The organism is Streptomyces griseoloalbus (assembly GCA_014650015.1).
In the GTDB taxonomy this organism is placed as follows: Bacteria; Actinomycetota; Actinomycetes; order Streptomycetales; family Streptomycetaceae; genus Streptomyces; species Streptomyces griseoloalbus.
The window spans coordinates 51,188-64,004 of record BMUD01000008.1 but is presented as its reverse complement, the minus strand read 5'-3'; the positions used below and the strand labels follow the sequence as shown (position 1 = coordinate 64,004).

The following is a 12,817-nucleotide window of genomic DNA, read 5'->3' as shown; positions in this document are numbered from 1 at the left end:
CGGCGTTCCTGGACGCCGTCACCGGGCCGCGGACGCAGGTCCGGCGCCGGGTCCGTACCCGTCACGCCCGGCGTTCCTGGACACCGTCACCGGGCCGCGGACGCAGGTCCGGCGCCGGGTCCGTACCCGTCACGCCCGGCGTTCCTGGACACCGTCACCGGGCCGCGGACGCGGGCCCGGCGCCGGGTCCGTACCCGTCACGCCCGGCGTTCCTGGACACCGTCACCGGGCCGCGGACGCGGGCCCGGCGCCGGGTCCGTACCCGTCACGCCCGGCGTTACTGAACGCCGTCCCCGTCACCGGGCCGCGGGCGCGGGCCCGGCGCCGGGCCCGTGCTGCCCCGCGGGACGAGTTCCACCGGCAGGACCACGTGCCGCTCCCGGTACGCCTCGGGGTCGTGGATCACGCCGTGGGCCAGCTCCGCCGCCACCTCGCCCAGTCGGCGGGCCGGCTGGGCCATCGTGGACAGGTCCCACGGCTCCGCCATCGCGTGGCCGTCGAAACCGAGGATGGACATCCGCCGCGGCACCGGGACGTTGACGCCGCGCAGCACCGTGAGAAGCCTGAAGGCGATATCGTCCGTCTCGGCGAAGATCGCCGTGGGGGGCTCCGCGAGACTCAGCAGCCGCCCCACCGCCGCGTCCAGGCTCGGCCCCTGCCAGTCGGCGACCTGGCGGACGAGGTCGTCGTCCCCGTCGATGCCCGCCTCCGCCAGGGCCGCGCGGTACCCGTCGAGGCGGGCTCTGCTGCTCCAGGCGAAACCCGAGGGGTCCGCGGGCTCCAGGTAGGCGATGCGCCGGTGGCCGAGGTTGAGCAGGTAGCGGGTGCCGCGCCGGGCGGCCTCCACGTCGTCCACGGAGACGCCGGCCCTGCCCTGTTCGTGCTGGCTGACGAAGACCAGGGGCATGCCCAGGTCGTCCAGGCGCGCTCGCTCCTCGGGGGAGAGCGCGAAGCTGACGACGAGCAGGGCGTCGGCGTTGCGGCGGGCCGGCAGGCGGTCGAAGAACTGGGCGCGCTGCTCGGCGGTGGTGACGCTGTAGACCAGCATGTCCAGGCCGGCCGCGTTGAGCGCGGGTGCCATGCCGGCGAGCGCGGCACCCAGGAACCAGGCGTCGAGGTTGGGCACGAGCACGGCGACCCGGCCCGTGCGCCCCGTGACCAGGCTGGACGCGCTGCGCGAGATCGCGAACGACAGCTCGCGCGCCGCCTCCTCCACGCGCGCCCGGGTCGCGGGGGATACCGTCGACAGACCGCGCAGGGTGCGCGAGACGGTCGAGGGCGAGACCCCGGCCCTCCGGGCGACATCCGCCAGTGTGGCGCCCTTTGCAACGGCTTCACCGACCATGTGCGGGACGCTAACACAACGGCCGTCTCACCAGGTCAGATGTAATGACAGCGCTGTCATCCACATGCTTCAAAAGTTGAATTCGCCGCGACCATTGACACTCTTTGCAGCGCTCCCTACGGTGACAGCGCTGTCATCAGGCAGTTCGAGAAGGGAGGAGTACGCCATGTCCCTGAACCGCAGAACACTGCTGACGGGCGCCCTGAGCGCCGCCGCGGCGGGTTCGCTGGCCGGATGCGGAGGAAAGGACCTCGACGACCTGCTGGCGCAGGCCGCGACCGTTCCCCGGAGGCCGGCCCGGCTGACCTGGTGGGTCTCCGAGATCCCCTCCCGGCGGGGCGCCGTCGTCGCGGATCTGATCATCCGTGCCTTCGAGCGGCGGCATCCCCGTATCCGCGTCTCGAAGATCAACGCACTGTCCACCTCGGACGGCAACCGCAGCGCCATCGCCACCCAGCTCGCCGGCGGCTCCCCCCAGCCCGACGTGTACCTGGGCGACACGACGTGGCCCGCGCAGTTCGGTCACTCCGCGCTCGCGCTGCCGGTGGAGAAGCTGCTCCCGAGCGGCTTCTGGGACGCCTACCCGGCGGCCCTGCGCACCGGCTCCACGTACCGGGGCAGGACCTACGCGGTGCCCTTCTTCACCGACAGCACCTACCTCTTCTACCGCAAGGACCTTCTCGCCAAGCACGGGCTGCGCGTTCCCCGCAGCTGGGAGGAGCTGCTGCACACCTCCCGCACGGTGCAGCGGGCCGGTGACGTCGAGGCCGGGTTCCTGTGGCAGGCGGCGGTGACCGAGTCGCTGACGGCCAACGTCACCGAGTTCCTCGCCGACGCGGGCGCCGCCGTCCTGGACGGGCGGGGCAGGGCCGCACTGGGCGGCGCGGAGGCGGAGCGGGCCTTCTCGCTGATGGCCGAGTTCACCGCCCGCGGGGTCACGCCCCGCACCGTGGCCACCTACGAGGAATCGGACTCGCAGGACGCCTTCGTCAACGGGCGCGGGCTGTTCCTGCGCAACTGGTCGTACGCCTGGGTCAACGCGAGCACGCCCCAGGTCTCCCGCGTCGCCGGGAAGATCGGGGCCGCACTGCGTCCTGGCTTCGAGGGCACCGGCCGCTCCGGCGTCTCCTGCGCCGGCGGCTGGAGCAATTTCGTCAACCCCAGTTCCCAGGAGCTGGGCGCCGCCATGGAGTTCGCCCGGTTCTGCGCCGGGGACGAGGTGCAGCGCCTCCTCGCCCGGGAAGCAGGTGTCATCCCCGCGATGACCTCCGTACTCGACGGCCCCGAGGCGCGCGCCGCCGGCGACCCGACGGTCTTGCGCGCCGCCGACCTGCGACTCGTCGCCCGGCCCGTGCAGACCCCGTACTACCCGCAGGTCAGCAAGGCGCTGTACACCCCGGCGAACGCGGTCGTGCGCGGCAGTCTCTCCCCCGCGGCCGGTGTCCGCGCCGCTCGCGAGGGGCTGCGTACGGCCCTGGAAGGAAAAGCGCTGTGAGGTCCGTACTGCACACGAAGACGGCGCAGACGCCGTCGAGGGGCGAGGGTGGCGGTGTGCGCACCGGGGCCCCGCGGAAGTCCCCGAGCGCGCCCCCGGGCTCCACCGCCCGCCGCCGCGCCCGCACCGGGTGGCTGTTCGCCTCCCCCGCCCTCCTGGTCATCGCCGCGGTGACGGTCTTTCCCGTCGTCTTCTCGCTGGTGCTGTCGTTCTGCGAGGTCCGGCTCGAGTACGGCGGCCTGCGGTTCGGCTCGCCCACCCTCGCTCACTACGAGGCGCTCCTGACGCACCCCGAGTGGTACCGGGCCCTGGCGTTCACGCTCGGCTTCACCATCGTCTCGGTCTCCGTCGAGCTGGTTCTCGGCACCCTCACGGCGCTCGTCCTGGAGCGGCTCGGGGCCGCACGGGGCTGGATCCTCGCGCTGCTTCTGCTGCCCTGGGCGCTGATCAACGTGATCGCCGCACAGCTGTGGTCGTACTTGTTCAACGGCACCTACGGTGCGGTGAGCTGGATGTGTGAGCAGCTGTTCGGCACCCAGCCCGACATTCTCGGGCAGCCGGTGCCGGCGATGGCGGCGATGGTCGCCGTCGACGTGTGGAAGACGACGCCGTTCGTCGCCATCGTCGTACTCGCCGGTCTGATGCTCATCCCGGGTGACGTCTACGAGGCCGCCGAGATCGACGGCGCCTCGGCGTGGACCACCTTCTGGAAGGTCACGCTGCCGCAGCTGCGGCCGATCATCGCCATCGCGGTGCTCTTCCGCATCCTCCAGGCGTTCGGGATCTTCGACCTGCCGTTCGTGCTGACCCAGGGCGGCCCGGGCACGGCCACCCAGTCGGTGGCGATCCTCGGGTACCGGATCCTCTTCCAGAACCTCGACTTCGCAGGCGGCGCCGCCGTCGCGGTCACCACCGCCGTCATCGTCCTGGGCTGCTGCCTGTTGTTCCTGCGCGTCTTCCGCGCCCAAGTCGACGAAGGGGGCCGGGCATGAGCCGCCACGTCCCGCGCACGGGCGTGCGCCGTTACGTCAACGCCGTCAATCTCGGCGGACTGCTGATCGCCGTGTGCGCCACCCTGCCCCTGATCTGGATGGCGTCCGCGTCCCTGAAGGGGCCCGGCGAGATCAGCGCGACGCCGCCCACCCTGCTGCCGAAGGACCCCACCCTCAGCAACTACGAGACCGCCTTCGAGCGCAACGGGATCGGCCACTACTTCCTCAACAGCGTCGTCGTGGCCTGTCTGTCCACGGTGCTGATCCTGTCCCTGGCGTTCTTCGCCGGGTACGCCCTCGCCCGGCTGCCGCTGCGCGGGCGCGGGGCGGTCATGACGGCGCTGCTGATGCTGTCGGTCTTCCCGCCGATCGCCCTGCTCGTACCGCTGTTCCTGATGGAGCGCCAGGCCGGGCTGCTCAACAGCTATCCGGGCCTGGTCATCCCGTACGTGGCGCTGAATCTGCCGTTCGCGATCTGGATCATGCGCAACTATCTCAGCGGCATTCCGGCCGAGCTGGAGGAGGCCGCCGTCGTCGACGGCGCCGGCCCGCTGCGCACCGCCCTGACGGTGATCCTGCCGCTGGCCCGGCCGGGGCTGTTCACGGCCGGCGTGTTCTCCTTCACCGCGACCTGGTCGGAGTTCCTGCTCGCGCTCACCTTCAACGGCTCCGACGACCGGCGCACCGTCTCCGTCGGCATCGCCCTGTTCACCAGTCAGTACCAGGTCCCTTACGGGGTGATCTTCGCCGGCGCGATGGTGGCCACCGTGCCGATCGCGGTCCTGGTGCTGATCTTCCGCCGGTCGGTCGTCTCCGGCATGACCACCGGCGCCGTGAAGGGCTGAGCGGCCCGCACCGAGCCCCCTGCCCGGGTGACGGCCGCTTCCGGCCGTTCCCTCCGCCCGTCCGCACACCCGCACCCCACCCTGGGCACGCGCCCGAGAGGTTCACAGATGCCCCACCACGACTCCCCCGCCCCCTCCCCGCACGCCGCGGACTGGTGGCGGCAGGCCGTCGTCTACCAGGTCTACCCCCGCAGTTTCGCCGACTCCGACGGCGACGGCATCGGTGACATCCCCGGCGTCACCTCCCGTCTGCCCTACCTCGCCGACCTCGGCGTGGACGCCGTCTGGCTGAGCCCGTTCTATCCCTCGCAGCTCGCCGACGGCGGCTACGACGTCGCCGACTACCGCGACGTCGACCCCCGGCTCGGCACCCTCGACGACTTCGACGAGATGGTCCGCACGGCCCACCGGCTCGGCCTGAAGATCATGGTCGACATCGTCCCCAACCACTCCTCCGACCAGCACGTCTGGTTCCAGGAGGCGCTCGCGGCCGCGCCCGGCTCGGCCGCCCGCGAGCGCTACGTCTTCCGCGACGGCCGGGGCGCGGACGGTGAACTGCCGCCCACCGACTGGCCGTCCAGCTTCGGCGGCCCCGCCTGGACCCGGGTGCCGGACGGCCAGTGGTACCTGCACCTCTACGCTCCCCAGCAGCCCGACTTCAACTGGGACAACCCCGAGGTCCGCGAGGACTTCCACCGCACCCTGCGCTTCTGGTCGGACCGGGGCGTCGCCGGTTTCCGGGTCGACGTCGCCCACGGCCTCGCCAAGGACCTGCGCGCGCCGCTGCGCGACCTCGGCGAGCAGCGGAGTTACCAGCCCGACGCCCTGCCGGTCGACGGCAGCCATCCGCTATGGGACCGCGACGCGGTGCACGAGATCTACCGCGGCTGGCGGCAGGTCTTCGACGCGTACGACCCGCCGCGCTTCGCCGTCGCCGAGGCCTGGGTGCGCGCCTCGCGGCGTACGGCCTACGCCTCCGCCGCCGGGCTGGGGCAGGCGTTCAACTTCGACTTCCTCGGCGCACGGCTCGACGCCGCCGAGCTGCACACCCTCATCGACAGCGCGCTCGCCGACGCCCGCGGCGCGGGAGCCACCAGCACCTGGGTGCTGTCCAACCACGACGTGGTCCGTCATGTCTCGCGCTACGCCCTGCCCGGCGACTGCACCAAGCGCGACATCGAGGCGTGGCTGCTCACCGACGGCCGGGAACCGGCCCCGGACCTGCCGGCGGGTGTGCGCAAGGCGCGCGCCGCGGCGCTGCTGATGCTGGCACTGCCCGGGTCCGCGTACGTGTATCAGGGCGAGGAGCTGGGTCTGCCCGAGGTCGCCGACCTGGACCGCGCGGACCTGCGGGACCCGATGTGGGTCCGCAGCGGCGGACGCGTCAAGGGCCGCGACGGCTGCCGGGTGCCGCTGCCCTGGACCCGTGAGGGGGCGACCTTCGGGTTCGGCCCCGGCGGCTCGTGGCTGCCGCAGCCGGCCGACTGGGGCCGGTACGCGGCGGACGCGCAGAGCGGTGACAAGGAATCCTTCCTGGAGCTGTACCGCGCGGCCCTGCGGCTGCGCCGCACCCTGGTCGCCGACGAGGCACTGGAGTGGGTCGGATCGCGGGAGCAGACGCGTCGAGGGCTGCTGCACTTCGCCCGCGCCGGCGGCTGGCACACCGTCAGCAACCTGTCGGACGAGCCCGTCCCGCTGCCGAGGGGGGAGGTCCTTCTCGCCTCCGGCCCGCTGACCGGTGACGAGCTCCCGCCGTGGACCTCCGCCTGGCTGCGCACCGGATCCGCGTCCGACCGCTGAGGAGCGGTGTCCGGCCCCTCGCGTCGTCGGGTCGGCCGGTCGTGCCGTCCGGCCGGACACCGGGGAGCTCACGGACGGACGGCAGCGGTCGGGCAGGCGGTCACCGCTAGGGCGGCCGCCTCAGGGGCGGGCCCCACGTCGCCAGCGCTCGGGGTCGATCCGGCCCGCGTACAGGGGGAGTTCGAGTGGCGGCTGGTCGTCCGCGAACGGGTCCCACACCCGGGTGAGGCCTGCGGTTCCCCGCGCCCGCACCCGGCGGGCCTCGGCGAGGTCGAGCACGTCCGTCAGCACCTCCTCCGGGCCGGGCCCGGCCTCGGCGCGCGTGTGCCCCTCGGGGTCCACGACGAGGCTGCGCCCGACGCCGTCCGGCGCCGCCGCGTTGAGGCTGGCCATGAACACCTGGTTCACGATCGCGTTGGCCTGCGCGAGCACGACTTCCTGGGCGCGGTCGACGGTGGGCGTGCGGACCAGGTTCAGTACGAGGTCGGCGCCCTGCCACGCCAGATGGCGGGTGATCTCGGGGAACCAGGCGTCGTAGCAGATCGTCAGGCCGACGCGTCCGTGGTCTTCCATGTCGAAGACCACGAAACCGCTGCCGGACGCCGTGGTCTCGTAGGGCCGCCACGGGAAGATCTTGCGGTACTCCGCGACCCGTTCGCCCGCGGGCGAGTAGACGGGGGCCGTGTTGTAGACCCGGCCGTCCGCGCCCTGCTCGTAGACGCTGCCGGGCACGAGCCAGATGCCCAGTTCGCGAGCGAGGGCCGCCAGTCGGGTGCCGCGGGGTCCGTCCAGCGGCTGGGCCGCCTCGGTCATGACCGTCTCGGGATCCTCGCCGGGCTTGTGGCCGCACAGGTGCAGTTCCGGATACGCGAGCAGCCGGACACCGGGGTGCGCCTCGGTGACGCGGCGTACGTCTTCGGCGAACGCGTCCGGGTCGTCGGCGGCGTGATGCCGTGCGGCCGTCTGGACGAGGCCGATCGGCAGGGGGATCGTCATCGCAGGGGCAACCTTCCGCGCAGGGTGGTCTCCGGGGGCGCGGACGAGCCAATCATCGCGCCTTCCACAGGACAAGATCCCCTCTCCCAGCGGCATCCACAGGGAGACCCAGTGGATGCGCACGGGCGTCCGTCCGGCGGTCGCTCCGCAAGCCCGTGGTAGAACGAGGATCACCGCGTCCGCGACGCGGATCACCGACTCGACAGGACAGACGAACGCATGACCCTCAACCAGCTGAGGGCCTTCGTCGAGGCGGAGCGGCTCGGGTCGTTCACCGCAGCGGCGCGGGCCATGGACATCGCCCAGGCGTCGGCCTCCGAACTGGTGCGCCGCCTCGAGACGGAACTGGACGCAGAGCTGTTCGCGCGCGGCAGCCGCACCCTGACCCTGACCGCGGCCGGCCAGGAACTGCTGCCGTACGCCCAGCAGGCGGTGGAGGCCGCCGAGAGCGGGACGCGGGCGGTGCGCTCGCTGGGCTCGCTGGGCGGGGGGACCGCCACGTTCGGTGTGCTGCGCAACGCGGACTACTACCTGCTGTCCAACCTCGTGCAGATGTTCCACGCCCGGTATCCGTCCGTCCGGGTCCGGCTCGTGGGGCAGAACTCGGCCGAGACCGCGGCGGCCGTGGCGGCGGGACGGATCGAGGCGGGCCTGGTCGTCCTGCCGATCGACGACGAGGGGCTGGCGGTGACCCCGCTGCTGCGCGACGAGGTGTTCTTCGTCAGCGCGAGCGAGGAGAGAACCCGCGCGCCGATGACGATGGAGGCCTTCGCCCGAGCGCCCCTGGTCCTTTACGACGCCCATTACGGGTGGCAGGACCCCACCCGGCGGCAGCTCGCGGAGCGGGCCCAGTTCGCCGGGGTGGGCATCGAGCCGCTGATCGAGCTGGAGCATGTCGAGGCCGCGCTGGGCCTGGTCGCCGCCGGGGTGGGCGACACGATCGCCAGCCGGGCGGTGATCGCCGGCCCGGCGTTTCCCGCGGGGTTGCGCACCGTCCCGTTCGCCGACCCCCTCTACGACACGATCGCCCTGGTCAGACGGCGGGGGCATCCGCTGTCGCGGGCCACGAGGGAGCTCGCCCGGATCGCCGAGGACACCTTGCGTGAGATCCGTACCGACGTCGGCCTCTGATCGGCGGGTGCACGGACGCGGTGCAGGCCCCTCCCCGAACCACAGGGAGACCCTGTGGTTCGGACAGGAACTGCCCCTCTAGTCCTGTGGCAGCGCGACGTCTAGCGTCCTCGCCATGCAGATCACGCACGCCGAAGCACAGGCCCTCCCCCCGTTCCAGTGGCTCAAGAAGCCGTCCGTGGACGGTCCCCCCGCCCAGCGCGACCCCAAGGTGGTCGAGCGGGTCTCGCAGATGCTGAAGGAGATCGAGCACAAGGGCATGGACGCGGTGCGCGCCTACGCCCAGGAGCTGGACGGCTGGTCCGGCGACCTGGAGATCGGGGCCGCCGAGCTGAAGAAGTCGGGCGACGCCCTGCCCCCGGACGTCCGCACCGCTCTGGAGATGGGCTACGAGCGCACCCACCGGTTCGCCGCCGCGCAGCGCGAGCACCTGACGGACTTCGAGGTCGAAGTCGCTCCCGGTGTCACCGGCGGCCAGCGCTACGTTCCCGTCTCCCGCGTCGGCGCGTACCTGCCGGCCGGTCGTTTCCCGCTGCTCGCCAGCGCCTTCATGACGGTGAACGTGGCGAAGACCGCCGGGGTGCCCACGGTGCTGGCGTGCACTCCCCCGTCGGGTGAGCACGGCGCGCATCCCGCCGTGCTGTACGGCGCCCACCTGTCGCGCGCCGACCGGGTGTTCGCGCTCGGTGGTGTGCAGGCGCTCGGAGCGATGGCCTTCGGTCTGCTCGGCGAGGCCCCGGTCGACATGCTGGTCGGCGCGGGCAACGCGTTCGTCACCGAGGCGAAGCGGCAGCTGTTCGGCCGGGTCGGCATCGACCTGCTGGCCGGCCCCTCCGAGGTCGCCGTCATCGCCGACGACAGCGCCGACCCGGTGTGGGTCGCGGCGGACCTGCTGGGTCAGGCCGAACACGGCCCCAACTCGCCCGCCGCCCTGATCACCACGTCCGAGAAGCAGGGGCGTGCCGTGATCGCGGAGATCGAGCGCCAGCTGGAGTCCCTGAGCACCCGGGACATCGCCGGCCCGGCGTGGCGCGACTTCGGTTCCGTCGTCGTGGTGGGTGACCGGGCCGGCGCCGTCGCCGTGGCCGACGTGATCGCTCCCGAGCACCTGGAGATCCAGACCGAGGACGACGAGTACTACCTGGAGAACCTCTCCAACTACGGCTCGCTGTTCATCGGGTCGTGGTCGACGGTCGCCTACTCCGACAAGGGCATCGCCGGCACCAACCACGTGCTGCCCACCGGCAAGACCGCCCGCTACAACGCGGGGCTCTCCGTCTCCCGCTTCCTGAAGCCGCTGACGTTCCAGCGCGCCTCGCGGGAGGGGACCGTGTCCCTGGCTCCCGCCGTCGAGCGCATCTCGGCGTTCGAGGGGCTGGCCGCCCACGGCGCCACCGCGACGCTCCGCATCGACCGGGTCGGGCGGACGTCCGGCGCGTTCGACGACATTCCGGCCGCTCTGCGCGACCAGCTCTGATCCCCTCTCGTGCCGGCGCGTCGCGTGCGCCGGCACGCCCGGTGCGCCCGGCACACCACGCCCCGGCCGGCCCGTTCCGGGCCCGCCGGCCCGGCTGACGGTGAGCCGCCCGCTCCTCTCGGACGGCGCGGACCGTCGGCCGCCGGACCCCCGGCGCCGAAGCCGACCGCCCCACCTGACCTGCTCATGGCCGTGCTGGGGGGCCACCGGCTGGAGCTGTGGCTCTCGCCCGGCCTCGCGACGGTGCTCGTCGGCGTGGGGGTGGTACGGCAGCGCCGGCCGGGGGGCCGCGGCGACGGCGCCATCCCGGTGTCCGCTCCGGGGACACGGAGCGGACACCGAAGCGGACACCGAAGCGGGTGGACCGGCGGCCGTGACGGCTCAGTGGGCGCGGGCGTGAGTGGCGCGGGGGACGAACTCGGTCGGCAGGACAAGGCGTTCACCGGCGGGGTCGACGTCCTTGGCGATCCGCCGCACCAGCAGGCGCGCCGCCTGGCGCGACAGCTCGCGCAGGTCGTGCCGGACGGTGGTGAGCCGGAACACCTCCCAGGAGGCCATCGGAAGGTCGTCGAAGCCGATGACGGTGAGGTCGTCGGGGACCTTGACACCGGCCGCGAGGGCGGCGTTCAGGACACCGATGGCGACGACGTCGTTGCCGCAGAACACCGCGGTGGGTGCCTCGTCCGCCTCGAGCAGGGCGGGCAGCGCCCGGTAGCCGGTGTCGTACTCGAACGCTCCGCGCACCACGCGGCCCTCCGGCAGCCCCACGCCCGCCTCGGCGAGGGCCAGCCGGAAGCCCATCTCGCGCTCGCGCCCCGTGGTGGTGTTGGCCGCGCCGAAGACCCCGGCGATGCGCCGGTGCCCGAGGGCCACGAGTTCCCGGGCGACGAGCCGCCCGCCGCCCTCGTTGTCGACGACGGAGGCGAAGTCCCCGGCCCGGCCGGTGTCGCGGTTGAGGAAGACGTAGGGCATGCCTCGTCGCTCCAGCTGGGCCGGGAGCCGGGAGTCGGTGGTGGCTGTGGCGAGCACGACGCCGTCCATCGACTGGTCGAGCAGTTTCTCCTCGGCGACCGCCTCGTCGGACCGCTCGGTGATCAGCATCATCCGGTAGCCGAGGCTGCTCAGTTCGTCGTGGAGCGGGGCGATGACATGCGGGTAGAACGGGTTCGTCAGGTCGGTGACGATGACGCCGACCCGCCGCGTGGCACGTGTCGAGAGGGTGCGTCCGGCCTCGCTCGGCACGTAGTTCAGCGCCTGGGCGGCCCGCTTGACCTTCTCGCGGGTGGCCTGGGACACGCGGGGGTCGTCGCGCAGCGCCCGGGAGACCGTGGGCTGCGACACACCTGCCAGCCTCGCCACGTCGTGACTGGTGATCCCCATCGGCTCTCTCCTCGTTGCCACCGGCGCCGCCCGATGACGCCCCCGCGCCAGTATACGTATGTCCATAACACGGCCCGCACCTCGCCGGCCACGCCCGTCGGGGCCGTGCGTGAGCCGACTCGCCCTCAACTGTCTCGCCCCTTCCTCTTGACATCCCTCCGTCCGGAGCCTGTCATGGAATACATACGTATTCACAAACCGAGGAGCAGTCATGCCCGATGTCGTCGTGTCCCCCAGCGAGCTGGCCCGCCGCACGGTGCGCCGCAGCGACTTCGTCTCCTGCAACCAGGCCTTCATCGACTGCCGTACGCCCGGTTCGGATCGCAAGGAGAACTACGCGATGATCGGGCCGGGCGTCTCACAGGCCGCCGACCAGCACGTCAACCTGCGGCTGCCGCACGGCTACAACATCGGCGCCGCCGCCATGCCGCACGGCATCACCAACAACCTGCACCTGCACTACACGGCCGAGGTGTTCATCTGCACCGAGGGCGAGTACCTGCTGCGCTGGGGCGCCGACGGCACCGAGGGCGAACTCACGCTCAAAGCCGGTGACATCGCCTCCATCCCGACCTGGATCTTCCGCGGCTTCACCAACACCGGCCCGGACGACGGCTGGCTGTTCACGGTGCTGGGCATGGACGACACCGGCGGCATCATCTGGGGCCCGTCCGTCCTGCGGGAGGCGCGGAAGCACGGCCTGTACCTCACCGCCGACAACGAACTCGTCGACACCGTCGCCGGTGACACCGTCCCGCCGGAGTCCGAGCTCGTCAGCCCCCTGGCCCAGGAACACCTCGACCGGCTGCGCCGCTACACCCCCGACGAGATGAGGCGCCGCATCGCCGCCGCGGACGAGCTCGTGTTCTCCGACCACCCCTTCCTCGACAGCGCCCTGCCCGGCGGCGGCGCCCGTCTGAGCTGCGTCATCGGCTACGGCATGACCGAGGACCCGCACCAGGAGCCCCGCGTGTTCAATCCGCACGGGCACAACGTCGCCTGGCTCCGCGCCGACCCCGGGCAGGGCGTCTCGGCGCACCGCCAGCACGAGACCCAGACCCTGATCGTGAAGGACGGTCTGTGGGAGGTCACCCTCAACCGCACCGACCCCGTCTCGGTGCGTCTCGGCCCCCGCGACATACTCTCCGTCCCCCAGGACGCCTGGCGCACCGTGCGCAACGTCGGCGACGAGCGGGGCGACCTCCTCGTGGTCAACTCCGGTGACGGACGGGTCCGTCTGGAGTGGGACGAGGAGGTGCGCAAGAGCGCGGCGGACGCGGGCGTGGGCATCGACCACAACGGGTACGTCGCCCCGTACGCGCTGCTGCCCCGCTCCGCGCGCTCCTGGTGACCGGC

Annotated in this window: 10 protein-coding genes; 7 read left to right on the top strand and 3 right to left on the bottom strand. The window is 72.5% G+C overall.

Translation table 11 applies throughout. From position 1 onward, the window contains the following. Window positions 1–277: 277 nt before the first annotated feature. Window positions 278–1,345, bottom strand: coding sequence for a LacI family DNA-binding transcriptional regulator (locus tag IE178_RS14430; RefSeq protein ID WP_229876272.1), 1,068 nt, complete (start codon window positions 1,343–1,345; stop codon window positions 278–280). A gap of 166 nt (window positions 1,346–1,511) precedes the next feature. Here IE178_RS14430 and IE178_RS14425 point away from each other — a divergent pair, with 166 nt between their 5' ends. The 4 genes from IE178_RS14425 (at window position 1,512) to IE178_RS14410 (ending at window position 6,477) form a co-directional block, all read left to right on the top strand. Further along, window positions 1,512–2,840, top strand: a complete 1,329-nt coding sequence (locus IE178_RS14425; protein WP_193512532.1) for an extracellular solute-binding protein — start codon at window positions 1,512–1,514, stop codon at window positions 2,838–2,840. Continuing rightward, window positions 2,837–3,832 (top strand): carbohydrate ABC transporter permease, encoded by a 996-nt coding sequence (locus IE178_RS14420; RefSeq protein ID WP_229876271.1) that lies wholly within the window; start codon window positions 2,837–2,839, stop codon window positions 3,830–3,832. The genes IE178_RS14425 and IE178_RS14420 overlap by 4 nt, the downstream gene beginning before the upstream one ends. Beyond that, on the top strand, window positions 3,829–4,677 hold the full coding sequence (locus tag IE178_RS14415) for a carbohydrate ABC transporter permease (protein WP_193512531.1): 849 nt from the start codon (window positions 3,829–3,831) through the stop codon (window positions 4,675–4,677). Before IE178_RS14420 ends, IE178_RS14415 begins: the two co-directional genes overlap by 4 nt. Before the next feature lie 108 nt (window positions 4,678–4,785). Next, a complete protein-coding gene (locus IE178_RS14410; RefSeq protein WP_193512530.1) occupies window positions 4,786–6,477 on the top strand; it encodes a glycoside hydrolase family 13 protein in 1,692 nt (563 codons plus the stop codon). 120 nt (window positions 6,478–6,597) lie between these two features. Here the strand turns inward: IE178_RS14410 and IE178_RS14405 are convergent, their stop codons facing one another. Beyond that, complete coding sequence (locus tag IE178_RS14405) at window positions 6,598–7,473, bottom strand: carbon-nitrogen hydrolase family protein (RefSeq protein ID WP_184761674.1); 876 nt, start codon at window positions 7,471–7,473, stop codon at window positions 6,598–6,600. 219 nt (window positions 7,474–7,692) lie between these two features. On the opposite strand from IE178_RS14405, the gene IE178_RS14400 reads away from it, so the two are divergent. Continuing rightward, window positions 7,693–8,604, top strand: a complete 912-nt coding sequence (locus IE178_RS14400; RefSeq protein WP_184761675.1) for a LysR family transcriptional regulator — start codon at window positions 7,693–7,695, stop codon at window positions 8,602–8,604. Window positions 8,605–8,719: 115 nt separating this feature from the next. Beyond that, the gene (gene hisD, locus IE178_RS14395; protein WP_193512529.1) at window positions 8,720–10,081 is read left to right on the top strand and encodes a histidinol dehydrogenase; all 1,362 of its coding nucleotides are present in this window, start codon (window positions 8,720–8,722) and stop codon (window positions 10,079–10,081) included. Window positions 10,082–10,462: 381 nt separating this feature from the next. Here hisD and IE178_RS14390 read toward each other — a convergent pair whose 3' ends face one another. Next, window positions 10,463–11,527, bottom strand: coding sequence for a LacI family DNA-binding transcriptional regulator (locus IE178_RS14390; protein WP_268250116.1), 1,065 nt, complete (start codon window positions 11,525–11,527; stop codon window positions 10,463–10,465). 145 nt (window positions 11,528–11,672) lie between these two features. Between IE178_RS14390 and IE178_RS14385 the strand changes: the two genes are divergently transcribed. Further along, a complete protein-coding gene (locus IE178_RS14385; protein ID WP_184761679.1) occupies window positions 11,673–12,812 on the top strand; it encodes a cupin domain-containing protein in 1,140 nt (379 codons plus the stop codon). Window positions 12,813–12,817: the final 5 nt, after the last annotated feature.